The 25809-nt window shown below is 66.2% G+C and carries 22 protein-coding genes and 1 tRNA gene; 5 read left to right on the top strand and 18 right to left on the bottom strand.

Going from position 1 to position 25809, the window contains the following annotated elements; all coding sequences use genetic code 11:
- Positions 1 to 182 precede the first annotated feature (182 nt).
- Positions 183 to 2030 carry a methanol/ethanol family PQQ-dependent dehydrogenase gene (locus LZD57_RS11565; protein WP_233719780.1) on the bottom strand — a complete coding sequence of 616 codons (1848 nt, stop codon included), beginning with the start codon at positions 2028 to 2030 and terminating at the stop codon, positions 183 to 185.
- 746 nt (positions 2031 to 2776) lie between these two features.
- Between LZD57_RS11565 and LZD57_RS11560 the strand changes: the two genes are divergently transcribed.
- Complete coding sequence (locus LZD57_RS11560; RefSeq protein WP_233719779.1) at positions 2777 to 3724, top strand: quinoprotein relay system zinc metallohydrolase 2; 948 nt, start codon at positions 2777 to 2779, stop codon at positions 3722 to 3724.
- 292 nt (positions 3725 to 4016) lie between these two features.
- Positions 4017 to 4799, top strand: a complete 783-nt coding sequence (locus tag LZD57_RS11555; protein ID WP_233719810.1) for a quinoprotein dehydrogenase-associated SoxYZ-like carrier — start codon at positions 4017 to 4019, stop codon at positions 4797 to 4799.
- A gap of 18 nt (positions 4800 to 4817) precedes the next feature.
- On the opposite strand, the gene LZD57_RS11550 is transcribed toward LZD57_RS11555, so the two are convergent.
- The 3 genes from LZD57_RS11550 to LZD57_RS11540 all read right to left on the bottom strand — a co-directional run bounded on the left by LZD57_RS11550 (position 4818) and on the right by LZD57_RS11540 (position 6983).
- Positions 4818 to 5162, bottom strand: a complete 345-nt coding sequence (locus LZD57_RS11550) for a hypothetical protein (protein ID WP_420844799.1) — start codon at positions 5160 to 5162, stop codon at positions 4818 to 4820.
- A 304-nt stretch (positions 5163 to 5466) separates the two neighbouring features.
- Positions 5467 to 6489, bottom strand: a complete 1023-nt coding sequence (locus LZD57_RS11545) for a YVTN family beta-propeller repeat protein (protein ID WP_233719778.1) — start codon at positions 6487 to 6489, stop codon at positions 5467 to 5469.
- Complete coding sequence (locus LZD57_RS11540) at positions 6486 to 6983, bottom strand: SRPBCC family protein (RefSeq protein WP_420844798.1); 498 nt, start codon at positions 6981 to 6983, stop codon at positions 6486 to 6488. Before LZD57_RS11540 ends, LZD57_RS11545 begins: the two co-directional genes overlap by 4 nt.
- A 274-nt stretch (positions 6984 to 7257) precedes the next feature.
- On the opposite strand from LZD57_RS11540, the gene pimC reads away from it, so the two are divergent.
- On the top strand, positions 7258 to 8460 hold the full coding sequence (pimC, locus tag LZD57_RS11535; RefSeq protein ID WP_233719776.1) for a pimeloyl-CoA dehydrogenase large subunit: 1203 nt from the start codon (positions 7258 to 7260) through the stop codon (positions 8458 to 8460).
- A 337-nt stretch (positions 8461 to 8797) separates the two neighbouring features.
- On the top strand, positions 8798 to 9949 hold the full coding sequence (locus LZD57_RS11530) for an acyl-CoA dehydrogenase family protein (protein WP_233719775.1): 1152 nt from the start codon (positions 8798 to 8800) through the stop codon (positions 9947 to 9949).
- Between the two features lie 64 nt (positions 9950 to 10013).
- Here LZD57_RS11530 and ligD read toward each other — a convergent pair whose 3' ends face one another.
- The 5 genes from ligD to LZD57_RS11505 form a co-directional block, all read right to left on the bottom strand.
- Complete coding sequence (ligD, locus tag LZD57_RS11525; RefSeq protein ID WP_233719774.1) at positions 10014 to 12752, bottom strand: DNA ligase D; 2739 nt, start codon at positions 12750 to 12752, stop codon at positions 10014 to 10016.
- 3 nt (positions 12753 to 12755) lie between these two features.
- Positions 12756 to 13796 carry a non-homologous end joining protein Ku gene (gene ku, locus LZD57_RS11520; RefSeq protein ID WP_233719773.1) on the bottom strand — a complete coding sequence of 347 codons (1041 nt, stop codon included), beginning with the start codon at positions 13794 to 13796 and terminating at the stop codon, positions 12756 to 12758.
- 126 nt (positions 13797 to 13922) lie between these two features.
- Positions 13923 to 14537 (bottom strand): hypothetical protein, encoded by a 615-nt coding sequence (locus tag LZD57_RS11515; RefSeq protein WP_233719772.1) that lies wholly within the window; start codon positions 14535 to 14537, stop codon positions 13923 to 13925.
- The gene (locus LZD57_RS11510; RefSeq protein WP_233719771.1) at positions 14534 to 14872 is read right to left on the bottom strand and encodes a DUF167 domain-containing protein; all 339 of its coding nucleotides are present in this window, start codon (positions 14870 to 14872) and stop codon (positions 14534 to 14536) included. The genes LZD57_RS11515 and LZD57_RS11510 overlap by 4 nt, the downstream gene beginning before the upstream one ends.
- 23 nt (positions 14873 to 14895) lie before the next feature.
- Positions 14896 to 15198 carry a YggT family protein gene (locus tag LZD57_RS11505; RefSeq protein ID WP_233719770.1) on the bottom strand — a complete coding sequence of 101 codons (303 nt, stop codon included), beginning with the start codon at positions 15196 to 15198 and terminating at the stop codon, positions 14896 to 14898.
- A gap of 241 nt (positions 15199 to 15439) precedes the next feature.
- Between LZD57_RS11505 and LZD57_RS11500 the strand changes: the two genes are divergently transcribed.
- A tRNA-Ala gene (locus LZD57_RS11500) sits at positions 15440 to 15515 on the top strand.
- A 140-nt stretch (positions 15516 to 15655) separates the two neighbouring features.
- Here the strand turns inward: LZD57_RS11500 and LZD57_RS11495 are convergent.
- The 9 genes from LZD57_RS11495 to LZD57_RS11455 all read right to left on the bottom strand — a co-directional run bounded on the left by LZD57_RS11495 (position 15656) and on the right by LZD57_RS11455 (position 25359).
- The gene (locus LZD57_RS11495) at positions 15656 to 17407 is read right to left on the bottom strand and encodes a hypothetical protein (protein WP_233719769.1); all 1752 of its coding nucleotides are present in this window, start codon (positions 17405 to 17407) and stop codon (positions 15656 to 15658) included.
- Positions 17404 to 18558 carry a protein-glutamate methylesterase/protein-glutamine glutaminase gene (locus tag LZD57_RS11490; protein WP_233719768.1) on the bottom strand — a complete coding sequence of 385 codons (1155 nt, stop codon included), beginning with the start codon at positions 18556 to 18558 and terminating at the stop codon, positions 17404 to 17406. The genes LZD57_RS11495 and LZD57_RS11490 overlap by 4 nt, the downstream gene beginning before the upstream one ends.
- Positions 18559 to 18567: 9 nt before the next feature.
- A complete protein-coding gene (locus LZD57_RS11485; RefSeq protein WP_233719767.1) occupies positions 18568 to 19458 on the bottom strand; it encodes a CheR family methyltransferase in 891 nt (296 codons plus the stop codon).
- Positions 19459 to 19709: 251 nt separating this feature from the next.
- The gene (locus LZD57_RS11480; RefSeq protein ID WP_233719766.1) at positions 19710 to 20177 is read right to left on the bottom strand and encodes a chemotaxis protein CheW; all 468 of its coding nucleotides are present in this window, start codon (positions 20175 to 20177) and stop codon (positions 19710 to 19712) included.
- A 73-nt stretch (positions 20178 to 20250) separates the two neighbouring features.
- A complete protein-coding gene (locus LZD57_RS24150; protein WP_233719765.1) occupies positions 20251 to 21978 on the bottom strand; it encodes a methyl-accepting chemotaxis protein in 1728 nt (575 codons plus the stop codon).
- Positions 21979 to 21990: 12 nt separating this feature from the next.
- Positions 21991 to 22470 (bottom strand): chemotaxis protein CheW, encoded by a 480-nt coding sequence (locus LZD57_RS11470; RefSeq protein ID WP_233719764.1) that lies wholly within the window; start codon positions 22468 to 22470, stop codon positions 21991 to 21993.
- The gene (locus tag LZD57_RS11465; RefSeq protein ID WP_233719763.1) at positions 22467 to 24536 is read right to left on the bottom strand and encodes a chemotaxis protein CheA; all 2070 of its coding nucleotides are present in this window, start codon (positions 24534 to 24536) and stop codon (positions 22467 to 22469) included. The genes LZD57_RS11470 and LZD57_RS11465 overlap by 4 nt, the downstream gene beginning before the upstream one ends.
- Positions 24533 to 24901: a response regulator gene (locus LZD57_RS11460; protein WP_233719762.1), complete on the bottom strand. Its 369-nt coding sequence runs from the start codon at positions 24899 to 24901 to the stop codon at positions 24533 to 24535. The genes LZD57_RS11465 and LZD57_RS11460 overlap by 4 nt, the downstream gene beginning before the upstream one ends.
- Before the next feature lie 131 nt (positions 24902 to 25032).
- On the bottom strand, positions 25033 to 25359 hold the full coding sequence (locus LZD57_RS11455; RefSeq protein ID WP_233719761.1) for an STAS domain-containing protein: 327 nt from the start codon (positions 25357 to 25359) through the stop codon (positions 25033 to 25035).
- Positions 25360 to 25809: the final 450 nt, after the last annotated feature.

The following is a 25809-nucleotide window of genomic DNA, read 5'->3' as shown; positions in this document are numbered from 1 at the left end:
CGCCATCGGCTTTCCGAGGGGATCGTTCGTGCTCCCATTCGACCGTCGGGACCCGCCGCAGAGCGCCCCGAGACCCGCAGAACATCCAGATTCGGGAAGAAATCCCGGTTTCCAGACCTCTTCACGGAACGAGCCCCGCGATGGATCGCGAGGCTCGACGTTTCGGTCCGCCGTCTTGGCGCTTACTTCGAGGCGGTCTGGTCAGGAACGGTGAAGACCGTCAGCTGACCACCGAGCGCGGTGTACTTCGACAGCGAGGCGTAGCCGCCGACCGCGCCGAGACCGGCATTCGGATCGGTGAGGCCTGCCGCGAGGCCGATGCCGGCCCAGCCGCCGATGCCCGACAGGACGCCGACCATCTGCTTGCCGCCCTGCTCGTAGGTCATCACGTTGCCGATGATGCCCGACGGGGTCTTGTACTTGTAGAGTTCCTCGCCCGTCTTGGCGTCGACGGCCTTCAGATAACCCTCGAGGGTGCCGTAGAAGACGACGCCGCCCTTGGTGGCGAGAGCACCGGACCACACCGAGAATTGCTCGGGCAGCGACCAGACGATCTCACCCTTGCCGGCGTCCCAGGCGATGAAGTTGCCCATGCCGCCGTGGCTGTTCGGAGCCGGATACATCGACAGCGTGGCGCCGACGTAAGGCTGGCCGGCGGTGTAGGCGACGCGGAACGGCTCGTAGTCCATGCAGACGTGGTTGGTCGGCACGTAGAAGAGCTTGGTGTCCGGCGAATAGGCCGCCGGCTGCTGGTCCTTGGTGCCGAGCGCCGCCGGACAGACGCCGGTGGTGTTGACGTCCTCGCCGTTGTTCTCGGTCGAGTACTGGTCGACGACCTGAGGACGGCCGTACTGGTCGGAACTCTTGTCCATGACGACTTCGGTCGCCCAGTTCACCGCCGGATCGTATTTCTTGGCGACGAGCAGTTCGCCGCTCTCGCGATCCATGGTGTAGGCGAAGCCGTTGCGGTCGAAGTGAACGAGGGCCTTGTGGTCCTGCCCGTCGACATTGACGTCGGCGAGGATCATCTCGTTGACGCCGTCATAGTCCCACTCGTCGTGGGGCGTCATCTGGTAGAGCCACTTCGCCTCGCCGGTGTCGAGATCGCGGGCGTTGATGGTCATCGACCACTTGTTGTCGCCCGGGCGCTGCGCCGGATTCCAGGTCGAGGGGTTGCCGGTGCCGTAATAGACCGTGTTGAGGTCCGGATCGTAGGAGACCCAGCCCCAGGTCGTGCCGCCGCCGATCTGCCACTGGTCGCCTTCCCAGCTCTGCAGGGACGAGTCCTTGCCGACCGGCTTGCCGAGCACCATGGTCTTTTCCGGATCGACCAGCATCTCCTCGTCCGGACCGGTGGAATAGGCCTTCCAGGCCTCCTTGCCGTCGGCGAGATTGTAGGCGGTCATACGGCCGCGGACGCCGAATTCGCCGCCGGAGATGCCGACGAGAACCTTGTCCTTGGCGACCATCGGCGCCATCGTGCCGGTCTCACCCTTGGAGGCGTCGCCGTTCTTCACCGACCAGACGACTTCGCCGGTCTCGGCGTTGAGCGCCACCAGCGTCGTGTCGGCCTGATCGAGAATGACCATCGCCGGACGGTCGCCGTCGGCCGGTGCGTAGGCGACGCCGCGATTGACGGTGTCGCAGCACATGACCGGAATGACGTTCGGATCCTGCTTCGGCTCGTATTTCCACTTGATCGTCGCGTCGTTCGCCAGATCGAGCGCGTAGACGATGTTCGGGAACGGCGTGTGCACGTACATCGTGTCGCCGACCACCAGGGGATTGCCCTCGTGACCGCGCAGCACGCCGGTCGAGAACGACCAGGCCGGCACCAACTTCGAGACGTTGTCCTTGTTGATCTTGTCGAGTTCGGAATAACGCCAGTTGGCGTAGTTCCCGGTCGGCATCGCCCAGTTGGACGAATTCTTCGCCAACTCGACGAGCCCTTCGGCGGCGGAAGCCGCACCGCCGCCAAGCGCGATTAGCAGGCTCGAAGCGAGCGCAGCCTTGGTAATGGTCTTAAGCATGAATTCTTCTCCCATGGGACTGATGCACGCGCCGGGGCACGGATGGCACCGACGCGATTCCAGCGATGAATGGGGAAGGCTTCCGGCAGCGTGTCACGACCTCCAATAGGGGTCTTGGTGGGCACCGTTGATCTATACCCTACCAGTGGCCTTCGAGATTCGGGGCGCTCCCAACACCCCGATCTTGAAGCCGGAAACCATGAGAGGCACCCTAGTGCGGGAATTTTTCCTGCGCAAGCATCGATCTGGAGTTTTTCTATTTGCACTGCACAATATCGCATTCGTTACGGCGTCTCGACGCGTCCCGCCCACTCGTAATTTTGTCGTATACGCAATTATTGTTGAGCATCGAATTCGATTTATACTTTTGAATATTTACGTCTTCGTCGCATCCTGCCAGACCAAATCTCCATCAAGACGTGATTTTTTCGGCGAATTTTCTGCTCGCCGGGGCCGAAAGGACTGGAAGCGGCGTCTCGGTGCCTCGAACCCATCAAGGGAAGGGCGAGCGAGATGTTGCAGCGCCCCCGCCCAGATTGGCTGACGCAGCTTTTTTTGCGCTGCGGAAAAGACTGCCATCATGCCGCAGGCGAAGCTATGCAGACGCGCGGTCGGGGTTCATGCTCCGAAACCATGGCCCAACGGTCCGGGCATCGCGCCTCTTTTGCGGCGTCAGACCCGGCCGGCGAAGGCGTCGACGGGTGCCGGTCCGTCGGGGAAGAGGACCGGAAGCAGGGAGTGAAGACATGAGAGGATCGAGCGCGCGCAACGCCGTGTGCCTGGCAATCGCGGCGATGGCGATTCTGGTGGTGGGGCCGGCGAAAGAAACGGCCGCTGCGGCATCGCGATTCGAAGAGATCGCCCCCGGCGTCTACGCGCGGCACGGCCTCGTCGCCGAGGAGACGCCGGAGAATCAGGGAGCCATCGCCAATATCGGCTTCGTCGTCGGCGACGAGGCCGTGGCCATGATCGATTCGGGTGGCAGCGTGGCGGATGGCGAAGACGCCCTCGAAGCGATTCGCCGGGTGACGGACAAGCCGGTGGCCTATCTGATCGATACCCACATGCACCCCGACCACCTCTTCGGCAATCAGGTGTTCAAGTCGGCGGGCGCGACGATCGTCGGCCATCGCCGGCTGCCGGCGGCCCTTGCTGCCCGCGCCGAGTTCTACAAGCAGTCCATGGCCGCGCAGATCGGGCCGGAACTGGCCGGCGCGGTCTCGGTGACCCCGCCGGACGAGACCGTCGAGGACGAGCGGCGCATCGACCTCGGGGGGCGGACCCTCGTCGTCAAGGCATGGGGGACCGCCCACACCGACAACGACCTGACGGTCTTCGACGAAGAGACCGGGACGCTGTTTGCCGGCGACCTCGTCTTCATGGATCACTGTCCGGTTCTCGACGGCAGCCTCAAGGGCTGGCTGGCGCAGATCCCGGACCTGATGGCGATCCCGGCAAAGCGGGTGGTGCCCGGCCACGGTCCTGTGAGCGCGCCGTGGCCCGCCGCGATCGAGCCCGAACGCCGCTACCTCGAAACCCTGGCTGCCGATATCCGCAAGGCGATCGCCGCCGGCATACCGCTCGCCGATGCGGTTGCCGACGCGGCGGCCGGCGAAAGCGGGAAATGGCAATTGTTCGAGGACTACAATCCTCGCAATGCCACCGCAGCCTATGCCGAACTCGAATGGGAATAGCGCCGTCCAGGCGACGGACGCCGCGCGGGGCGGGCAGCAGGGCCGTCATCCGGGCGTCGGTCGGGCCGTTCCCGCGTCCGTGAAAGGCTTGAGCCTTGCCGCAGAAGCCGATGCAGGCAACATTGAAGCATGGGCTGCACGGTCAGCGGCGGCGCGAAGCCGGATCGCCGCCGCGAAACGGGAATTCGCACCGGCAGTCTTGTCGAAGATCAACGGGAGGAAAGTCATGGCCGAGAACGGCAGGAACCGCACGACGTCCCGAGGCACGGCCCTCGCCCTCACCGCATCGGCCATGCTCGCCTTGGCGCTCGCCGGACCGAGCCGGGCCGAAACGGCTCTCTCGCCGGAAGAAAAGGCGGCCGAAGCGGACTCTGCGTGGACCGAGCTGAAGCCCGATCTCTTCGGCGACCGGCAACTCGTCGAAGGCACCGACACCATCGCCATCGAGGCACCGAAGCGGGCGACCGATCCGGCCATCGTCCCCGTGAAGCTCAGCTTCGATCCGGAGATGGACGTGCGCAAGGTCACCCTGGTCATCGACGAGAACCCCTCCCCCGTCGCCGCGACCTTCGAATTCGCGCAAGGGGCGGACATGAGGTCGCTGTCGACCAGGGTGCGGGTCAACGCCTATACCGACATCCACGCCGTCGCCGAGACCGCCGACGGCAAGCTCTACGTGACCAAGACCTTCGTGAAGGCCGCCGGCGGCTGCGCCGCACCGGCGGCGAAGGATCCGGAGGTGGCCGCCAGGGAGATGGGCAAGATGAAGATGCGCGAATTCGGGACGGACGAGGCGCCGGTCCACGAGGCGCAGCTGATGATCCGCCACCCCAACAACTCCGGCCTGCAGAAGGACCAGGTGACGCTGCTCTACATTCCCGCCCACTTCATCACCGACCTTCGGGTCGACAAGGGCGGCAAGCCGCTCTTTTCCATGACCGGCGGCATTTCGATCTCGGAAGATCCGAGCTTCCGCTTCGCTTATGGCGCGGGCGACTCCGGTCCGTTCCACGCGAAAGCCTCCGATACCGAAGGCGCGGTCTTCGAAAAGACGTTCACGGGCGAGCAGTCGTAGAGGGTCGGGCCGAGCAGCTTACTCGAAGCAGCGGATCTCCGCCTCCGCCTGGGCGCGCCTCAGGTCGCCGATGGCGGCCTTCGATTCCGCCGCGTCGCGGAACAGGCTGCCCTTCTCGCCGGTCACCTGGCGCATCGACAGCCAGGTCGATGCCTCGACGTAGCGATCATAGGGAACGAGCGAGGCGACGACGTCGAAGGAGCAGGAGCACTGCTCGAGCGCCGACTGGGTTTCGCCGTTGGTCGCCATGCAGGCGAAGACGTAGTCGGCGATGGCCGCGGTCGGATAGTCGGAACGGGTGACGGACGTCCTCTCGGCGGATTGCGTCGGGATGCGGGTGGCGCCCGGCGCTTCGCCGCTCATGGTGCCGTCGCCGCCATCGCTCTCCCGGCCTTCCCGCACGGGCGAGGCACCGGGTGTCGCACTCGTCGTCTGGGCCGCGGCGTGAAATCCCGGCCCGGCAAGAAGCGAGCCGGCAAGAGCGAGCACCGCGAGCGCCGGCCGCATGTGAAGAATGGACGTCATCTGGCTTCCTCCCGAAGCGGGCGGGCACGCGGCCCCGCCTCTCGTCATGCTCGACCCGAAATCGTCGTGCCTTCCTCAGGGCATCCGTCAGAGCCGTTGTCCCGCAAATTCCGGCGGGAATGGTTCCCGATTTCATTCCGGGTCACTCGCTTTGCGTCTCCCCGCCCGCAGCCTCCGGAGCGGCCCGCACGAATGCGCCGAAGGCCCGCGGCCCGTCCGGCACGTCGACGCTGCCGACCTCCTCGAGGCTTGCGGCATCGAGCTTCACCAGCGTGTTGGCGAACCAGTTGGCGACATAGACATGCGCCCCGTCGGTGCCCGGCGCGATCCCTTCGGGATAGTCGCAGCAGTCGAGCTGCCCGATCCGCTCGCCGTCATCGGGATCGAAGACGGTGACCGTGCCGCCATACTGGTCGGTCACGAAGACCTTATCCATCGTCTCGACCGCGTCGTAGGGGTGCGACCCCACGGGCACGGTCCGGATCACGAAATGGCCGCGCGCATCCACGACGCTGACGCTGTCCGATCCGACATTCGCGGCATAGACGCGCGCCCCGTCCGGCGAGAACGACACGCCGAAGGGACGTTCCCCGACGGTGACCCGTGCGATCACGGCGCCGGTCTCGGCCGAAAAGAAGGAAACCTGGTCGGAGTCCCGGTCCGCCGTGACGACGATGTCGCCGTCCCTGGACACCGCGACGCCCGAGGGCGACTTTCCGGTCTCGAAGCGTCCGACGACAGCCCGCTTCTCCGGATCGACCAGCAGCAGCGAATGGGAATACCAGTCGGCGACGTAGACCGGCGCGCCCGAGGGATGAACGGCGATGCCGAGCGGCCCGCCGCCGACATCCACCTCGCCGAGCAGCTTGCGGGCAGCCGTGTCGACGATGGCGATCTGCCGGGAATCCGGCTGCGACACATAGGCGCGGCGCCCGTCGCGGCTGACGGCGATGCCGGCCGGCTTGCCGGGAATGGCGATCGTCGCCTCGACCTTCATTACATCGAGATCGACGAAGGAGAGAGCTCCGGCTTCCTGGCTGGTCACATAGCCGATGTCACCGGCCATCGCCTGACCGCCCGCGGCAAGCGCCACCAGGGCGGAGAGGCCGAGCGCCGCGCCATGGCGCGCCGTCGCCCGGCGACGCCGGTGAAGGCGACCGCTCACGAGCCCGATTCGACCGTCTTCTTCAGGTTTTCGAGACCCTCGGTGATGTAGGCGCTCACCCCCTTCACCGCCGCCTCGTCGTTGAGCTCGGCCGGCGGCTCGTTGTTGGGATAGCCGCGATAGAAGGCGGCCCGCCAGGTGACCTCCGACTTCGCCCCGCCCTCGGCCGGCTTCACCGTGATAGTCGACGAGTAATTCGTCGCCGGCAGGATGTCGGTGTTCACATGGCCGATGAAGGTCGAATAGGTCATCTTGTCGGCGTCGTATTTGGAGAGTTCCTCCTCCATCATCCCGCCGGAGGTGAAGCCGAGCGTGCGCACCGAGCCCTTCTCGTTGCCCTTCGGCGCGTCGTCCATGGCGACCCGCGGATGCCAGGACATATCGCCGAAATTCTCGATCGTCGCCCAGACCTTCGCCGGGGCCGCATCGATGGTGATCGTCTCGCTCGCCTTCTGGCGCGTCGGGCCATGGGCCGCAGCCAGCCCCGGCAACATCGACAGCGCGACGACGAAGGCCGCCAATTTTCTGAACAAGGACCACTCTCCTCTATGCGACTCGGTGCCCACCCGAACCCATGGTCGCGCAAACCCTAGTCACATCGCGGCAGGAGGAAAAGGCCCGGCGATCGACCCAATAGCTCGTAGCGAATTTACTCTTACGTTCGCGTCAATTATTGTGTTGGCAGCGCTGGCCCACCAGGTGCATGCGAAAAGCGACAAACGGCGGCCCGGGATTCCCGCGACCGGCCGCAGATCGGAAGGACGATCGATGGACCTGACATTCACGCCCGAGGAGACCGAGTTTCGCGCCGAGGTACGCGGCTTCATCGCCGGGAACGTGCCGAAGGACGCGCAGGAGACGCTGCGCGCCGGGCGCCACGTCTCCAAGGACCAGCTGGTGCGCTGGACGCGCATCCTCAACGACAAGGGATGGTCCGTCCCGCACTGGCCGGTCGAATACGGCGGCACCGGCTGGGACCCGATCCGCCAGTACATCTTCCTCGACGAGATGCAGCGGGCGCCCGCGCCGCAGATGCTGCCCTTCGGCCATTCGATGGTCGGGCCGGTGATCTACACCTTCGGCTCGAAGGCTCAGAAGGATCGTTTCCTGCCGCGCATCGCCAATCTCGACGACTGGTGGTGCCAGGGCTTTTCCGAACCCGGCGCCGGCTCCGACCTCGCCGGACTGACGACGCGGGCGGTGCGCGAAGGCGACCACTATGTCGTCAACGGCCAGAAGACCTGGACGACGCTCGGCCAGTATGCCGACTGGATCTTCTGCCTGGTGCGCACCGATCCGCAGGCGCCGAAGAAGCAGATGGGCATCTCCTTCCTCCTCATCGACATGACCGCGCCGGGCATCACCGTCCGCCCGATCCGCACCATCGAGGGCGGCCACGAGGTCAACGAGGTGTTCTTCACCGACGTGAAAGTGCCGGCCGAAAATCTCGTCGGCGAGGAGAACCGCGGCTGGGACTATGCCAAGTTCCTGCTCGGCAACGAACGCACCGGGATCGCCGGCGTCGGCGCCACCAAGGAGCGCATCCGCCGGCTGAAGGAGATCGCGAAGGCAGAACCCGCGGGCGCCGGCGTCGTCTGGGACGATCCGCGCTTCCGGGAAAAGGTCGCCGCCGTCGAGATCGAACTGAAGGCGCTGGAAATGACCCAGCTGCGCGTCGTCTCCGCCGAGGCGCGGCGCGGCCACGGCAAGCCGGATCCGGCCTCTTCCATCCTGAAGATCAAGGGTACGGAGCTTCAGCAGGCAACGACCGAGCTGTTGATGGAGGCGATCGGCCCCTTCGCCCTGCCCTACGAGGCCGAGGCGGTCGAAGGCCGCAACGAGCCGCCCGTCGGCCCCGACTACGCCGCGCCGATCGCGCCGAACTATTTCAACATGCGCAAGGTCTCGATCTACGGCGGCTCCAACGAGATCCAGAAGAACATCATCGCCAAGGCAATCCTGGGGTTGTGAAGGATTTGCAGCCTCGGCCGGACGGGCTCGCCGGAAGACACGTCCTTCGTCGGACGCGTCGGTGCCTGCACACCCCCCTCTGCCTGCCGGCATCTCCCCCACAAGGGGGGAGATCAGACCGGCGTGACGTGCTCACCGCCGATCTGAAGCGTCTGCGATCGGCAGAAACGTCAGCGATGAAACGGCAACGGCGACGCAGCTGATCTCCCCCCTTGTGGGGGAGATGCCGGCAGGCAGAGGGGGGTGCCTCGGCACTGCCTGATCAAAACATCAGGTCGACGCTGCCGTTGCAGCAGGCGGCCGACCATCCACACGCAGATTTTCCGGGAGGAAACCCATGGATTTCGATCTTTCCGAGGAACAGAGCCTCATCAAGGACTCGGTCACCCGGCTCCTGCGGACCGAATACGGCTTCGAGGCGCGCGAGAAGCACCGGGCCGAGGCGTCCGGCTTTTCCGAAAAACTCTGGGCCTCCTTCGCCGAGCTCGGCCTCCTCGCCATTCCCTTCGAGGAGGAGGACGGAGGCCTCGGCGCCGGGCCGGTGGAGACGATGATCGTCATGGAAGCGTTCGGCCGCGCCCTCGTGGTCGAGCCCTATCTCGCCTCGGTCGTCATGGCCGGCGCCGCGCTGCGCCATGCCGCCTCGCCGGAGCAGCGGGCCGCGATCGTTCCCGGCATCGTCGAGGGATCGAGCCGCCTCGCCTTCGCCCTCGCCGAGCGGGACACCCGCTACGACCTGTCGAGGATCGCCATGAAGGCCAGCCGAGAGGGCGACGGCTTCCGCCTCTCCGGCGAAAAGACGCTGGTGCTCCATGGCGACACCGCGACGGGCTTCGTCGTCGCCGCCCGCACCGCCGGCGCACCCGGCGAAGCCGCCGGGCTCGGCCTCTTTAACGTGCCGGCGGGTGCCGACGGCCTCACCCGACGCGGCTTTCCGACCCAGGACGGGATGCGTGCGGGGGAGCTCACCTTCGCGAACGTCTTCGTGCCGAAGGACGCCGTTCTGGGCGATCCGGAAGGCGCCTGGCCGGCAATCGCCCGGGTCGAGGCGGAGGTGAGCGCCGCGCTGTGCGCCGAGGCGGTCGGGTCGATGGAGCGGATGGTCGAGCTGACCGTCGCCTATATCAAGGAGCGCAAGCAGTTCGGCGTGCCGATCGCCGCCTTCCAGGTGCTTCAGCATCGGGCTTCGGAGATGTACATGGCGCTGGAGCAGGCCCGCTCCATGGCGATCTTCGCCGCCATGAACGCCGCCGAACACGACGAGACGGCGCGGCGAACGGCGATCTCCGCCGCCAAGGTCCAGATCGGCCGGTCCGGCCGGTTCATCGGCCAGAACGCGGTGCAGCTCCATGGCGGCGTCGGCGTCACCATGGAGTACGAGATCGCCCATCACTTCAAGCGGCAGGCGATGATCGACCTCGCTTTTGGCGACGCCGACTATCATCTCAAGCTTGTGGCGGACGCCGGCGGGATGGACGAGCGGGACTGACGCCGGTCCAGCATCTTTCGGGATGATCGCGACCGCCTCGGCACTGCCGGTGGCGGCTGCGGTGTCAGAGCCCCAGCTTGCCCATCGTCTTCTTGGTGATCGACTGACGCAGCGTCGGCCGTTCGAAAGCCTCGCCCGCCTCGATGCGGGCGATCACCCGCTCCATGGTGAAGGCGTCGGCGGATCGAAGGCCATCGAGTTCCTCCCAGGCGAGCGGCACGGCGCAGCGCGCGCCCGGCCGGGCCCGGACCGAATAGTCGGCGATCGACGTCGCGGCATGGTCGTTGCGGAAATAGTCGATGAAGATCCGGCCCTTGCGCTTGGTCTTCGACATCGTCGCGACATAGGCTTTCGGCGCGTCCGCGACCATCTTGTCCGCGAAGGCCTCGGCAAAGGCCTTGATCTCGGGGAACGCCCGGCGTCGGGCGATCGGCACCACGACATGCAAGCCCTTGCCGCCGGTGCATTTGACGAAGCTGTCGAGGCCGAGCCCGTCCAGCCGGTTGCCGAGATCCCGGGCGGCGAGCTTCACCGCCTCGAAGGGGATGCCCTCGTCCGGGTCGAGATCGAAGACGAGACGATCCGGCACGTCGACCTTGTCCACCGCCGAGGCCCAGGGATGCAATTCGATCCCGCCCATCTGGGCGAGTTCGAGGAGACCCTTCTCGTCGTCGACGTAGAAGTACTCGGTCTTCTTGCCGTCATGGGTGACGTCGACGGGCTTGATCTCCGCGCCCCAGCCCTTGCCGGCCGATCGCTGGAAGAAGCACTCCTCGCCGATGCCGCCCGGACAGCGCAGCAGCGAGACCGGATGGCCAGCGATGTCGGCCAACATCAGCTTCGCCACCTTCCCGTAATATTCGGCGAGATCGCCCTTGGTCGGCCCATCCTCGCCGAAAATCGGCCGGTCGGGGTGAGTGATCTCGACACCGGCGACGCGGATCGGCTTGTTCGAACGCCTCCTTGTCGCCGCGGGCTCCGACTTCGCAGCCGGCTTCGCCTCTGACGCGGCGGCCTTCGAGGGCCTTGCGAACGAACGCTTGTCCGACGAAGGCTTCGAACGCTTGCTCTTCGCCTCGCCGTCGCCGGCCGCTTCCTCGACCGCTTCGTCTTCGTCCTGCGACGTCTCGCGGGTCACTTCCTCGGCCGGCTTGTCCTCGCGCAGGCCCTTGAACGACGGGTGGCGGATCTTGCCCTCGCCGGTCCATTCGGTGAAGGCGACCTCGCACAGGAGCGACGGGGTCACCCAGGTTGCGCCGCGCTTCTCAGTGGCCGAAAGAGTCTCCACCGGCGGCGTCTTGCGGGTCATCTTCTCCAGCCGGGCGCGCAGCGCCTGGGCCGAGACGTCGGAAAAGCCGGTGCCGACCTTTCCGGCATAGACGAGGCCGTCATCGCCCGAATAGCCGAGATGCAGCGCGCCGATCGCACGAGCGCCGCCGGCCGCCTTGGTGAAGCCGACGATGACGAATTCCTGCCGCTTGATGCACTTCGACTTCAGCCAGCTCTTCGACCGGCCCGAGCGATAGGGCGCGTCGGCCTTCTTCGAAACGATCCCCTCGAGCCCCATCGAGCAGGACCGCGCGATCATCTGGTCGCCCTTGCCGGTGATGTGGTCGGAATAGCGCAGGATCGACTTCGCCTGCTTTGCCTGCCCGCCCAGAACCGCCTTCAGCCGCTCCTTACGGTTCGCCAGGGGCTCGCCCGTGAGGTCCTCGCCGCCCAGATGGAGACAGTCGAAGACGAAGGCGACGATGCCCTTGTCCGTTTCCTCGGAGAGAGCGTTCTGCAGCATCTGGAAGTCGGACCGGCCGTCCTGGTCGAGAACCACGGCCTCCATGTCGAAGACGCCGTCGGTGACGTCGAGCTTCTCGACCGTCTCTGCCAGACGGCCGAACTTCGAGGTCCAGTCCTTGCCGTTGCGGGTGAGCAGCCGGGCCTTACCGCCGCTGACCAGGGCGAGCAGGCGGTACCCGTCGAACTTGATCTCGTGCAGCCAGCCTCCGGCTTTCGGTGGTTCGTCGACGAGGGTCGCGAGCTGTGGCTTGCCGTAGCGCTTGGCGAGGTCGTCCAGCGATGCGGCCTTCGCAGCACCCTTCGCCTTCTTTTTCGCGCTGGACCCCGCAGCCGCCTTCGGCGCCTCGGCCTTGCCCTTGCGCCGGCCCGAAGCGGACGTCCTGCCGCCCTTGCCGCGGGTTGCGTCGCTCGACCACTGGTCGCCGCCTTCGCCGCCCTCCTCTTCGGCAATCTCCTCCATCGAGCGGCCGGTCTTCACACTGGTGGCTTCGCCCTCGAGGAAATCCTCGCCGTCCTCGTCCGGATGGGCGAGGTCGTCCTTCTCCTTGATCAGCAGCCAGTTCTCGCGCTTTTCCTTCTTACGCGGTTTCATCCGCACGAGCACCCAGCGCCCCTTCAGCCGCTCGCCGGAGACTTCGAACTTCAGCTCGCCCCGTTCCAGGCCTTCGGCGACGTCGCCGAGCGGCGACCACGTGCCGGTGTCCCAGAGCATGACCGTTCCGCCGCCATACTGGCCCTTGGGGATCGTGCCCTCGAAGGAACCGTAGTCGAGCGGATGATCCTCGGTGCGGACGGCGAGGCGCTTGTCGGAGGGGTTGTAGCTCGGCCCCTTGGTCACCGCCCAGGAGAGCAGCACGCCGTCATGTTCGAGACGGAAGTCGTAGTGCAGCCTGGTGGCGTCGTGCTTCTGGATCAGGTAGCCGCGCCCGGCCTTCCGCCCGGCCTTGCCCTGCGGCTCCCGGGTGCGGGAAAAATCCCGCTTCTGATTGTAGGTGTCGAGCGAGGCCATCGCTTACGCTGCCTTGGTACTCTTCGACCGGCCACCCGATTTCTTCGCGCCCGCCTTCGACGACGAGTTCCCGTCGCCGGATTCGGCCGTCTTCGAGGACGTGGATTTCGAGCCGGACTTGGCGGAGCCGGAGGACTTCGCCTTCGAACTCGAGGATGACGTCGCGGAGTCGGACGCTTTCGATCCGCTCGTCTTCGTCCTGGAAGACGAGGACTTCGCGCGGGAAGAGCCCTTCGAGCCCTTGCCCGCCGCGCCGCCCGACTGTTCGAGGCTCCTGCGCAGCGCGTCCATGATGTCGATGACGTTGCCGCCGTCTTCCTCCGGCGCCTCTTCGGCCTCAGGTTCCTTGCCGGCGATCTTCGCCTTGATGATCTCCATCAGCCCCTGCTGATAGGTATCGCGGAACGCCTTCGGATCGAAGGGCTTCGACTTCTTCTCGATGAGCAGTTGGGCGAGTTCGAGCTGTTCGTCGTCAATCTCGGCGTCGTCCTTCACCTCGTCGAAGAACTTCTTGGCGTCGCGCACCTCCTGCGCGTAGCGCAACGTCTCCAGCATCAGCCCGTCGCCGCAGGGCTTGATCGCGGCAATCCGCTCCTTGCCCGATATGACGATCCGGCCGAGCGCCACCTTCTTCGCCTTGCGCAGCGCCTCGCGGATGGTGACGTAGGCATCCTGCACCCCGTCCTCGTCCGGGGCGATGTAATAGGGTCGGTCGTAGTAGATCGGGTCGATGTCGGACGCGTCGGTGAACTGGGTCAGTTCGATGACGTGGTTGCTCTCGGCCTTGAGCCGCTCGATCTCCTCGTCCTCGACGGGGACGTAGCGACCCTTCTCGTATTCGTAGCCCTTGACGATGTCGTCGCTCTCGACCGGGTCCTCGTCCTTTTCCGACACCTTCTGATAGCGGATCCGCTGGCCGGTGTTCTTGTCGTACTGGTGGAGCTGGATCGTCCGCGCCGGGCTCGTCGCGGCGAAGAGACGAACCGGAAACGAGACGAGAGACAGCCTTATGTGGCCGGTCCAGTAGGCGCGTGGGGTGCTCATGACTCGCTGAACGGGAATCCCGGCGAGTGGTTCAGCGACGGCGCGAAGATTCTTCCCGTAGAGTCACTTCGACGGTTCGCCGCGGCAGCGGCGGTCGGCACCGGGTCGATCGCCGGGTGCCTGCCGTCAGTTCTGAACGGCCGTCGCCGTGCCGCCAAGTTCGCTCACGTCGCCATGATAGCGCGGCCTGTCCGTCCCGCAGTCGAAGCCCCGCGCCTCTTCGTCCGCCACCTTTCGGGCAAGGACGTTGGCGTTCGCATTGACGCTGGCGTCGACATAGCCGACGGGACAGCTCTCCCGGCCCTTTCCGCCGATCGTATAAACGCCGAGGACGCTCGCCGTCTTGCCCGAGCCGTCGCCGGGATCGAGGTGGAAGCGCAGGATCGCGGCGAAGGGCTCCTTCCCCGAAAGCCGCCACTCGACCGTCTCGCCGGGCGAATTGAACGGACCGAAGGTGCCGCCGTTCTGGCTCTCCTCGCCGAAGGCGACGACCGTGCGCAGATCACCCTCGGACACGAAGACCGGAATGCCCGCATAACCGGCGCACTGCAGGTCGATGCCGCCGCCTTCCTCGTATTCCTTCAGGACGTCGCAGGCGTCGAGATCGAGCTTGGTATAGGCGCTGTCGATGCCGGCAGCCCGGGCCGGAGCGCCGGCAAGCGACGCGAATGCGACGAGGCCCAGCACCGCCGCCGTACCGACGGCGCCGCGACCCAACCCGTTCCAAAGCCCTCGCCTCATCTTCCCTGCCCTCCCTCGCCGGCACCGGTCGCCTGCAGGATCGCAGCGACGGCGTCGTCGGCCCCTGTCAGCTTAAGCGTCTTCTGTCGCATGGTAAAACCCGAGACGACGTCGATGGCCGATTTCGGGATCTTCCAGCTCTTGGCGAGGAGAGCGATCAGCGCCTTGTTGGCCCTGCCGTCCTCGGGAACGGCCCTGAGACGCACCGCCAGACGCGTGTTTCCGTCGGCGTCGGTGACGACGCCCTCGACCGCGTCCTTCGACGCGCGGGGCGTCACCCGCACGAACAGGAGAATACCGTCGGCGTCGGTCTGGAAGAAGCCCCGACCAGCCATCCCTCAACGGCCGGGCGAGCGGCTCAGACCCCGGCCCGCATGATCGCCGGATCGACGTAGACGACGATGAAATACTGCAGGAACATGATGGCGAAGAGGACGACCAGGGGCGACAGGTCGATGCCGCCGAGATCGGGCAGGAAGCGCCGGATGCGGCGATAGACCGGCTCGGTCATCTGCCACAGGAAGCGGCCGATGGAATCGACGAAGGGATTGCCCGGATTGACGATGTTGAAGGCATAGAGCCAGGACAGGATGGCCGATGCGATGACGATCCACCAATAGAGATTGAGCGCCTGATAAAGGACGAAGGTGACTGCCAGCATTGATCCCGTGCCTTGTTTTCGGTTGCCGCGGATGTAGACATCGCGTCACCGGGGCGCAAGCAGCACGGCTTCCGAAGCGTTAACGCTCCTTTCGAATGGCCCCTGCCCGCCCATGCGGAAAAGCTCGAAAGCGCTGCGCCGGAGTCGCTCCGGCCCGCCTTTCAAATCCGGCCGCGAACTGCACGGAGCCCGTTGACAGACGCCGGCCCGAAGCTCTAAAAGCCGCTTCGCAACGGTGGACGGGGCTGTAGCTCAGTTGGGAGAGCGCGTCGTTCGCAATGACGAGGTCAGCGGTTCGATCCCGCTCAGCTCCACCAATGCTTCCCTTTCGATGATCGCGATGCGCTCGGCCGGCTGATTCCGGCGAAGACCCGGGCGTGCCCGCCCTTGCCGCAGATACCGGCAACGATGGCACGCCTTCGCTGACCCGGGACCCCGCCGGAATGCGTTTGCGACGTCAAAACAGCATGGCATCGATGTCGACGGCGCCATCGTCGATGCCGGCAGCTTCGGCCGCCGGCCGGCCATCGCCACCGAGCACGGCGTCGTGGACCTGGCGCTCGGCCTCCATCGTATAGGCCGCGCGAAGTTCGGCGAAGAGAGCCGCATGGTCCTGCGAGGGCGCATCGAGGCCCTCCGCTTCGTCGCCGGCGACCATCGCCAGATCGGCCTCTACCTCGCTCAGATCGTCGACGAGCCCGTCCAGCCTGCCGAGCGCCGCCCCGGCGTCGAACGTCAGCATCGCCACCCTCTCGCCGAGTTCGCTGAGGACCGTCCCGACGGTCTCCAGTCGGCCGTCGACCGTCTGCAGGAGGACGAGACTGCGCTCGGCCTCGGCGACCAGCGTCGCCATGCTGCGCTCGGCCGAAACGCTTCGGACCTCGGAGAGTTCGGCGGCGATCGTGCCGAGTTCGGAGAGCGCGCCCGCGACGGCCTCCGACCGCGTCACCATCTCGCCGACCAGTTCGCGCATCTGCAGAGAGACGACGCCGAGCGCCTTGCCCTCCCGGCCGAGATTGGAGCAGGTGATGGCGGTGTTCAGGCTGACCAGACGCATCTCGAATTCGAGCGTGCGCATCTCGTCGGAACAGGCCCTGAACAATTCGACGTCGCCTCCGATCGTCTGGGCGAGCGCGTCGACGTGCGCGTGCTCGGCTTCGGACTGCGACAGTTCCGCAGCCGCCTCGCAAACGTCCGATGCAAGGCGCTGGGCGCCGGGCTGGTCGGCTCCTCCGGCCTTGGCGAGTTCGCCTTTCAGCGCGGTGAAGGAACGATCGATCCTGCGCGACAAGACCAGGATCGCGTCGCGGATATAGCTGGTTTCCGAGACGAGATGGTCGCGGCTATCGGCAAGCTGCGCCAGTTGCAGCCGCATGATCGCGGGCCGGGCCGCCGCATGGTCGCCGGCGATGGCGAGCGCAGCCGTGACGTGCTCCAGACGCTGGCGGGTGTTGTCGCCGATCTGCATCGACGCGACGATGGTGGCAACCTCCTGGGCGATCTCCTGCGAGACCGACGTTGCCGACGATCCCACCTTGCCGGCCTGGATGCGCTCGGCGACGGCGCCGCGAAGATTGGCCTCGGTCCGCTCCTTCAGGGTCTGCGTGGCGGTGCGGAAGTTCCGTTCGAAGGTCTCGCTGCGGGTCGAGGCATCGCCCAGAAGCTTGCGCAGCCGCACCTGTCCCTGCTGCAACTCGTCGACCACGGCCGAAGCGCGCTTCGACAGTTCGAGCACGTCGTCGGTGAAAACGGTCAGTCCGGAATTGCCGTGGTCGCGCATGCCGGCGGCGGTCACCCGCGCATTGATTGCGATCGCCGCGATCATCGCCACAGTCTGTCGCAGTTCGTCGATCCGCGGGGCCGCCGCCGCCAGCGCCCGCGACAGCCGCTCGATCAGCGAGCGCTCGTGCTGCAGCCGCTCGACGAGACCGAGACATTCGCCGACGAGCGCGCGAATGGCGGTTTCCGCCGAGGCGAGCTCCGGGCTGTCATGGGCCGTGGTCACGGCGCCGAAGGCCGATTGCATGTCCCCGAGAATGCCGACGCAGGTGACGAGGCGCTCGCCGATGCCGAGAAAGATCTGTTCGACCTCGGCGGTCGTGCCGTTCAGCCTCTGCCGGTGTCCGAGCAGCGGCGAGGGACGGGCGCCGGCACCGCGGAAGCCGTCGTCGCCGGACTGACGGTCGGAAATGGCGGCTACCGCGCTCATGATGCGGCCTGGACGGTGTGGGGGGCCTGGGCGGTCGCGGCGCAGTGGCGGAGGATCTCTTCCGCGACCTTGTGCAGCGGAAGCACCTTCCGGGCCGCTCCGAGTTCGATCGCCTCGCGCGGCATCCCGAAGACGATGCTCGTCTCCTCGTCCTGGGCGACGGTGTGAGACCCCATGTCCCGCATTTCCGATAGTCCCCTCGCGCCGTCGTCGCCCATACCCGTCAACAGGACACCCATGGCGTTGGCGCCGGCATTCTGCGCCGCCGTGCGGAAGAGCACGTCCACCGACGGGCGATGGCGGCAGACATAGGGGCCCTCCTCGATCGCGACGGTATAGCGGCTGCCGGTCCGGCGCAGCAGCATGTGCCGGTTGCCGGGGGCGATCAGCACGCGACCGGCGACCAGCAGATCGCCGTCGGCCGCCTCCTTCACCGCGACCTGGCAGATGCCGTCGAGCCGGCGGGCGAATGCGGCGGTGAATTTTTCCGGCATGTGCTGGACGATCAGGATGGGAGGGCTCGCCGCCGGCAGCCGCGTCAGAACCGCGGCGAGCGCTTCCGTACCGCCGGTCGAGGCTCCGATGCAGACCAGCGGCTCCGTCCTCGGGATCGAGCGCCGCAGCGAGGCGGTCCGGGTTTCGGAAATCGGCGGAACGACGACGTCCGCCATGTGCTTGGCCTCGACCACCATCTTCGGCTGACGGCGGGTGCCGGCGCGCACCCTGGCATGCGCTGCCGCCTTGGCGACGTCGCAGATCAGCATGCGCGACTCGTTGAGGAACTGCGCCGTGTCCACCCGTGGCTTGGTGATCACGTCGACGGCGCCGGCAGCCAGAGCCTCCATCATCACGTCGGATCTGTCGGTGGCGAGGCTCGAGCAGATGACGACCGGGATCGGGCGCTGCGCCATGATTTTCCTGAGGAAGGTCAGACCGTCCATGCGCGGCATCTCGATGTCGAGGAACAGGACGTCCGGCACCTGGGCGCGGATCTTCTCGGCCGCGAGATAGGGATCGGCCGCCGCGCCCATCACCTCGAGCTCGGGATCGCCGGAAAGAATGGCGCTGAGGGTGGTGCGCACCGAGGCGGAATCGTCGACGATGAGGACGCGGATCTTTCCGGCACCGTCCCTGGAGGCTTGGCTGGCCATCGATCCCTCCTAGGATTTCTGGAAGACGGTCGGCCCGACCTGCCGAACGTCCGCCGCGTTGACGACCATCGATTCGGAATGGCCGACGACGAGATAGCCGCCTCGGCGCAGATGGCCGACGAGACGGGAGACGACCGCTTCCTGATTGGCCTTGTCGAAATAGATCAGAACGTTGCGCAGGAAGATGATGTCCACGTCCCGATCATAGGGATATTGCGTATCCATCAGGTTCATCCGGTCGAAGCGCACGCGCCGGCGCAGTTCCGGGACGATCCGCACCTCGCCGCGCAGTTCCGGCACGCGGCTCTCCATGACGTAGCGCTGGCGCTTGTCGGCCGGGACCGGCGCCATCGCCTCGACCGGATAGACCGCCCGGCGGGCCTGTTCGAGGACGACGGTCGAAATGTCCGTGCCGAGGATCGCGTAGTTGAAGGTCCGTCGCTTGCGGGCGATGTCTTCGAGCACCATTGTGATCGACCAGGCTTCGGCGCCGTTGGAACTCGCCGCGCTCCAGACCTTGAGCAGCGGGCGCGGCCGGGTCTGCGACAGAAGGGCGTCCACCATGTGATTCTCCATGAAATGGAGATGCTCGGGCTCGCGGAAGAAATCCGTCTTGTTGGTGGTCACCACGTCGATCAGGTGAACGATCTCGGATTCGAGCCCGCCCTGATCGAACAGGAAACGACAATAGGCGTCGAGATTGGGGCGATTGCAGGCACGCATGCGCTTGCGCAGCCGGCCCTCGATCATCAACCGCTTCGCCGGGGGCAGCTTGATCCCCGTCTTGCGCGTGACGAGGTCCGCGAGCCGCCCGAAGTCGGCCACGCTGATCTGGTCGCTCGGAACCGGCGGCCGCGCAGCGCGGGTCCCCGTGTCGACGACCGCAGAAGAAAGAGCCATTCTCGTCATCCCGTGGCGACGGCGCGGGGTCGACGTCGATCCCTTGCAGTCGAAAGCTGAACCATCAGACAATTCGTCATCATCGCTCTCCGACCCTCGGCGGCCGTGCCGGAAAGCTCCCGGAACAGCGGCTCCGTGCCGGACCGGCTCCGCCAGCGCGGGACGAGATGAGCTCCGCTCGTCATCCCGCTGTATTTTCCCGTTTGCGCATGATCCTCCCGAGAGGCAGGTCCCGCGTTCGGAATCGCGCTCTAGGCGGCGACTTCCCCCACCGCCTCGCCGTCCATGGCGAACAGGCGATCGAGGTCGAAGACCGTGACGAAGGCGCCGTTGCGCCGACCGACCCCGGCGACGCAGTCGGCCTGCCAGCGCGTTCCCATCCGCACCGGCGGCTCGAGCGAACCATCGTCGAGTTCGGCCACCTCGAAGACCCGGTCGGCTCTCAGCGCGACCTTGCGCCTCCCCCCGTCGATCTCGACCTCGAGCACGATGACGCGGGTGTCGAGCGTGTCCTCGGCGGGCTGCATCGCAAGGCGCAGGCGCAGGTCGGTCACCGGGACGCCCTGGCCGCGGACGTCGATGACCCCGAGGAAGTCGGCCGGTGCCCGCGGCATCCGTGCCAGCGGCTGCGGCTCGAGGATTTCCTGGACACGGGCGACCGGGATCGCGAACAGGCTGTCGCCAACGCCCAGGGTCACGTATTGTGTGCGCTCGGCCATCTCACGCTCCTTTTCGGTTGAGCTGCCGCGCGCCCCGGTCTGAAACGAGGGGCAGGCGGCAATCGGGCTCGGCTCAGGCGGCTCGACCGCTGCGCGAGAAGCGGCTGTCCAGTTCGTCCCCGCCATCGTCGAGGTCGAGGTCGAAGCCACCACCCTTGGCCTTCGAAGCCTGCTTGAAGCCCGACATGGCCGGAGCGGCGACGCGGATGGCCTCATGCATGTCGGCAACGCCGAGGCCGGAGGTCTTCCTCGAAGGCTGCGTCCTGGCCGGTGCCGGAGCCTCCGCATTGGCCAGGCCGGAGTGATTGAGCCGGAAGTATGCGATGGCCTGCTGCAACTGGTCGGCCTGGCCTGCCAGCTCTTCCGAGGTCGACGCCATTTCCTCGGCGGCCGAAGTGTTCTGCTGGGTCACCTTGTCGAGCTGCTGGATCGCCATGTTGATCTGTGCGGCGCCGGCATTCTGCTCGCGGCTGGCATTGGAGATCTCCGAGACGAGTTCGGCCGTGCGCTGAATGTCGGGGACGAGCTTCGTCAGCATCTCGCCCGCCTGCTGCGCCGCCTTCACCGTATCGCCGGACAGGCCGGAGATCTGCTGGGCGGCCGCCTGGCTGCGCTCGGCGAGCTTGCGGACTTCCGACGCCACCACGGCGAAACCGCGGCCGTGCTCGCCGGCCCGAGCCGCCTCGACCGCCGCATTGAGGGCGAGAAGGTCGGTCTGGCGGGCGATCTCCTGGACCACCAGGATCTTTTCGGCGATCGTCTCCATGGCCTTCACGGCCTTGCCGACGGCTTCGCCGCTGGCCTGGGCGTTCTGGGCGGACTGCCGCGCGATCGTTTCCGTCTGCAGGGCATTGTCGGCGTTCTGCTTGATGTTCGAAGCCATCTCTTCCATCGACGAAGACGCTTCTTCGGTCGAGGAGGCCTGCTCGGTCGCACCCTGGCTCAACTGCTCGGATGCGGCCGACATCTCCTGGCTGCCGGAAGAGACGTTGCGGGCCGAACCGGCGACGTCGGTGATGATGCTCTCGAGCTTGGCGACCATGTCGCGGGCCGCTGCGAGCAGGCTGTCGTTGTCGCCCTTGCGGGTCGCGACCTGGACGGTGAGATTGCCGCCGGCGATGTCGCGAATGACCTCGCGGGCATAGTCGGGCTCTCCGCCGAGAGCGCGCAGGACGTTGCGCGTCAGGAAGACAGCCGTTCCGATGCCGAGCAGCAGTGCGGCCGCCACGACGGAAAAGATGGTCGTCTGCGCCTGGGCATAGTTGGCGTCGCCGGCGTCGCTGGCGGCGCGGCTTCCCTCGGAATTCATGTCGACGAGCTTGGTCAGGTCGTCGGAGAAGGAATTGTAGATCTCGCCCGACTGGTCCAGCAACCTGGCCGCCTGCTCGTTCTCGTTGCGCCGGGAATATTCGAGCATCCTGCCGCTGCTGGCGAGGTAGTTTTCGTACTTTTGACTGAATTCGTCGTAGAGGCTCCGTTCTTCCTGGGACGAGATCAGCTTTTCGTAGTGTTCCCGCAAATCCGAAAGACGACTGGCCGTCTCCTTCAGTTGCGTCTCCGCCGCCTGCATGTCCTGCGGGTTCGTCGACACCACGTGCTTGAACTCGAGGATGCGGTAGTCGGAGGTGGTCGTATTGATCCGATTGACCGTGTCGACGCTGGGCAGCCAGTTCTGCGCGATCTCCGTCGACTTGCTGTTGATCTGCTGCATCTGGATGATCGCGACCGCCGCGAGCGCAACGATCAGCAAAAGCATGATTCCGAATGCACTGGCGAACTTCGCCTTGAGTGAGAGCTTCACCGAGATGTCCTTTCAGTGGGTTTCGGGGGCGAGGTTCGCTCTCGCGCCGAAGATTTGTTGCATGTTCGGTATGATCACGAATTGATCGTCGCGCCGGCCGATGCCGCGCACGAATTCGGCCGGCCAGCGCATGCCGACCCTGGGCGCCTCCTCGATCGAGGCGGCGGTGATGTCGGTCACGTCGTAGACCTTGTCGGCGAGGATCCCGGCCACCATCGGCTCGCCGTCGAGATCGATCTCCATGACGACGATCCGGGTGTCGCCGTCCGGCGGCGGGCGGTCCATTCCGAAGCTCACCCTCAAATCGGCGAGCGGCACGACGCTGCCGCGGACGTTGATGAGCCCGCCGACGAAGTCGCCGGCGTTCGGCACGCGGGTAATCGGCACCGGGTCGAGGATCTCGCGAACGTTCGTCGCTTCGAGCGCGAACATCTCGTCCTGGAGCCGGATCGTCAGGGCATGCATTCCTTTGGTCTCCTGGCCGTCGCTCATGCGGCCCTCCCGAGCGTCTCGGCGCGCCGCCGCTCCTCGATCCTCTGACCGAAGGTGACGAGGTTCATGACGTCGAGGATCAGGGCGACGGTGCCGTCGCCGAGGATCGTCGCGCCGGAGAAGGTCTTCACGCCCGAATGCAGCCGCGACAACTGCTTGATCACCGTCTGGTTGTTGCCGATGATCTCGTCGACGACGAGGCCGACGCGGGTGGTGTCGGAAGCGACGACGACCACCTTCTGGAAGGGGTCCGGCTCGCCTTCGGCATCGAAGAGGGTCCGCAGCTTGAGGAAGGGAACGAGATCGCCGCGCAGATTGAGGAAGCTGCGGCCACGGCCGTCGGTGTCGGTTCCGTCGGGCAGCTCCAGGCACTCTTCCACCGCCGCGAGCGGGATCGTGTAACGGTCGGCGCCGACGCGCACCAGCAGCCCGTCGATGATGGCGAGGGTCAACGGGAGGTGCAGGGTGACCGTCGTTCCCTTGCCCGGCCAGGTGTCGACGTCGATCGAACCGCGCAGGCCGTCGATCGTCCGCTTGACCACGTCCATGCCGACCCCGCGGCCGGACAGCGACGTCACTTGCGCGGCGGTCGAAAATCCCGGCTGGAAGATCATCCGATGGAGTTCGCCGTCGGAGATCGACTGGCCGGGCGACAGCAGGCCGGCTTCCTCGGCCCGCCGGCGAATCCGCTCGCCGTTCAATCCCGCGCCGTCGTCGGAGACGGTTATGGCGACCTCGGCGCCGCGATGGCTCGCCGACAGCCGCAACGTGCCCGTCGCCGTCTTGTCCGCCTCGGCGCGTCGTTCGGGGCTTTCGAGCCCGTGGTCGACGGAGTTGCGGATGAGATGGACGAGCGGATCGGCGAGCTGCTCGATCACCGTCTTGTCGAGTTCCGTGTCCTCGCCCGCGGTGACGAAGTTGATCGGCTTGCCGAGTTCTTCCGAAAGATCGTGGACGAGACGGCGGAATCGCCCGAACAGCGAGCCGATCGGCACCATGCGGGTGCCCATCGTGGTGTCGCGCAGGCTCGCCGTGAGCCGTTCGATCTCTTCGGCCACGTTGACCAGCGAGGGATCGTGGATCGCGTCGGCAAGCTGGCTGAGCCGCGCCTGGGCGATGACCAGTTCGCCCACCCGGTCCATCAATTCGTCGAGCCGTTCCGCCGGAACGCGCAGCGTCGCGTTGCGCTCGACCTTGGCGGGCGAGGATCGCGCCGCGGGACCTTCCGCGATCGGGAGGTCGAGCGATGCCGGGCTTGCTTCGCCGAGCGGGCTGTCCTGCGCGACGTCGCTCCGTTTGCCGGGCGCGGCCGGATGCGTCTGCAGGCCTTCACTCGGGCCGGGTCGCTTCGCGTCGACCGCGAGCGGCTCGATGGTCAGTTCCATGTCGTCGCGCACGAAGAGGAAGACGTCGTCGACGGCCTCCTGCGGCACCTCGGCCTTCAGCGTCACGTCCCAGGCGAGATGGCAATACTGCGGCTCGATCCGGTCGAGCGGCGGAACGTCGTCGATGTCGGCAACCACCTCGCAGGGTCCGAGCTCGCGCAACTCGTCGAGGAGAAGCAGCGGGTTCGTGCCGAGCGTCAGGGCATCGGCAGGAAGCCGGAAGCGCACGTGCCAGCCGGACGGGGCGGACGAAACCGCTCCGCCGACACCCGCCGCCGCGCCGGGCCGCGATGCCTCGACCGCCGGCGCTTCGCCATTCACCGCCACCTTCAGGGCGGCGAGGATCGCCGCGCCGCGTGCCGGATCCACGTCGGGATCGTCGATGAGCCGGGCGACGTGATCGCGCGCATCGAGGGCCGCCGCGATCAGCCGCCGGTCGGCCGCAGCTTCCCCCTTGCGGACACGATCGAACGCCGTTTCGAACTCATGAATGAACTCGGACACCGCGACGAAGCCGAACATCGCCCCGGAACCCTTGAGCGTATGCAGGGCGCGAAACGCCAGGCCGACGAGTTCGCGGTCGTCGGGGCGTTTTTCCAGATCGAGAAGCGCCTCCTCCAGCGTCTCGATGAGATCGCCGGCTTCCTGGCGAAAAACCTCCGCGGGATCGAGATCGCTCATGCGCCGACGACCTTGCGCATGATCGCGAGAAGCTGATCCGGCTTGAAGGGCTTGACCATCCAGCCGGTGGCGCCGGCCTGCTTGGCCTGCGCCTTGAGGCCCTCGTCGGATTCGGTCGTCAGGAAGACGATCGGCACGCCGCTGCTCGCCGGCGTCGTCCGATATGCGCGGATGAAGGATAGTCCATCCATGCCCGGCATGTTGAGGTCGGTGATGACGGCGTCGACCCGATTGGCGCCGGCCTTCTGCAACGCCTCGCGACCATCGCAGGCTTCGACGACGCTGTAGCCGGCCTGCTTGAGCGTCATGCCGACCATCTGCCGGACCGAAGCCGAGTCGTCGACCATCAAGATCGTCTTGCTCATGAGAAGCTCCAAAGAATGAAGGCGTGAAATCTTTCCCCCACGGCCGGCCGAGCCCGGCGCAGAGGATTCCCGCTCATGCTCGTCGGCGGCCGACTGGCTTGCCGATCAGCTGGCTGCGGGGGGACGAGAGATTACGGAAGATCGGGAACCAGAACGTCGCGGAACGTCGAACCCAGCCCGGCCCTGTCGACGGCCGTGCGCAGGGTGCCCGCCGATTCCGCCACGACCCGCATGGAGCAGCCCCTGGCGGCGGTCGATTTGCGCGCCGAGACGAGAAGTTGGAGGACTGCGACATCGACGCCCGTCAATCCACGTGCATCGATGAGAATATCGCCGGTGCGCTGCTGCAATCTCTCAGCAATGTCGGCGGCATTGCGGATATTGCAGTCGCCGGCAAGCTCGAACGGTCGAATTTCGTCAGGTAAACTTACAATTTTGACTTGTTCGGCTTGTTTCATTTTACTGCTTTCATCGTTCTTTTCGAGAGATAAGGGGAGAGTTTCAAGATTCTCCTAACATCCTATCTGCAGAACGACTTGGGCAACCAAACTCATGCACTGCTCGACGGCGGCCTCGCATGGTCCGGAATTTTGCCTTGGCCCGTCAAACACGGTCTCGCAGCCAGACGCGCGAGGCGGCGACGCAGCAAAGGACGCGACGGACGAGGCCGCCTTTTCGTTTCCGGTGGCGACGCGGCTCGCCTGCTTCGGCGTTCGACCATGCATTCGATGCGGTTTCGATCTCCGTGAGGGCGAAAGCCACGCTCGCTGCAAGCGTCCGACTGTCGCTAGCGTTTCAAGTTGTCCGTTTTTGATAGCACACGAAATGTCCGCTTCTGTTTTTGGTTTGGCCCTGTGGACCCTGTGGTCAGGCGCGGTGAGCGGCTGTCCACAAGTCCACAGGCTGGC

Origin of the sequence: Jiella avicenniae (genome assembly GCF_021390325.1) — a bacterium.
In the GTDB taxonomy this organism is placed as follows: domain Bacteria; phylum Pseudomonadota; class Alphaproteobacteria; order Rhizobiales; family Rhizobiaceae; genus Jiella; species Jiella avicenniae.
This window is presented reverse-complemented; position numbering and strand designations above follow the sequence as displayed.

Coding starts and splice junctions, on each gene's coding strand:
- LZD57_RS11565 (WP_233719780.1), bottom strand. CDS start 2,030: ATGCTTAAGACCATTACCAAGGCTGCGCTCGCTTCGAGCCTGCTAATC.
- LZD57_RS11560 (WP_233719779.1), top strand. CDS start 2,777: ATGAGAGGATCGAGCGCGCGCAACGCCGTGTGCCTGGCAATCGCGGCG.
- LZD57_RS11555 (WP_233719810.1), top strand. CDS start 4,017: ATGCTCGCCTTGGCGCTCGCCGGACCGAGCCGGGCCGAAACGGCTCTC.
- LZD57_RS11550 (WP_420844799.1), bottom strand. CDS start 5,162: ATGAGCGGCGAAGCGCCGGGCGCCACCCGCATCCCGACGCAATCCGCC.
- LZD57_RS11540 (WP_420844798.1), bottom strand. CDS start 6,983: ATGTTGCCGGGGCTGGCTGCGGCCCATGGCCCGACGCGCCAGAAGGCG.
- pimC (WP_233719776.1), top strand. CDS start 7,258: ATGGACCTGACATTCACGCCCGAGGAGACCGAGTTTCGCGCCGAGGTA.
- LZD57_RS11530 (WP_233719775.1), top strand. CDS start 8,798: ATGGATTTCGATCTTTCCGAGGAACAGAGCCTCATCAAGGACTCGGTC.
- ligD (WP_233719774.1), bottom strand. CDS start 12,752: ATGGCCTCGCTCGACACCTACAATCAGAAGCGGGATTTTTCCCGCACC.
- ku (WP_233719773.1), bottom strand. CDS start 13,796: ATGAGCACCCCACGCGCCTACTGGACCGGCCACATAAGGCTGTCTCTC.
- LZD57_RS11515 (WP_233719772.1), bottom strand. CDS start 14,537: ATGAGGCGAGGGCTTTGGAACGGGTTGGGTCGCGGCGCCGTCGGTACG.
- LZD57_RS11510 (WP_233719771.1), bottom strand. CDS start 14,872: ATGGCTGGTCGGGGCTTCTTCCAGACCGACGCCGACGGTATTCTCCTG.
- LZD57_RS11505 (WP_233719770.1), bottom strand. CDS start 15,198: ATGCTGGCAGTCACCTTCGTCCTTTATCAGGCGCTCAATCTCTATTGG.
- LZD57_RS11495 (WP_233719769.1), bottom strand. CDS start 17,407: ATGAGCGCGGTAGCCGCCATTTCCGACCGTCAGTCCGGCGACGACGGC.
- LZD57_RS11490 (WP_233719768.1), bottom strand. CDS start 18,558: ATGGCCAGCCAAGCCTCCAGGGACGGTGCCGGAAAGATCCGCGTCCTC.
- LZD57_RS11485 (WP_233719767.1), bottom strand. CDS start 19,458: ATGGCTCTTTCTTCTGCGGTCGTCGACACGGGGACCCGCGCTGCGCGG.
- LZD57_RS11480 (WP_233719766.1), bottom strand. CDS start 20,177: ATGGCCGAGCGCACACAATACGTGACCCTGGGCGTTGGCGACAGCCTG.
- LZD57_RS11470 (WP_233719764.1), bottom strand. CDS start 22,470: ATGAGCGACGGCCAGGAGACCAAAGGAATGCATGCCCTGACGATCCGG.
- LZD57_RS11465 (WP_233719763.1), bottom strand. CDS start 24,536: ATGAGCGATCTCGATCCCGCGGAGGTTTTTCGCCAGGAAGCCGGCGAT.
- LZD57_RS11460 (WP_233719762.1), bottom strand. CDS start 24,901: ATGAGCAAGACGATCTTGATGGTCGACGACTCGGCTTCGGTCCGGCAG.
- LZD57_RS11455 (WP_233719761.1), bottom strand. CDS start 25,359: ATGAAACAAGCCGAACAAGTCAAAATTGTAAGTTTACCTGACGAAATT.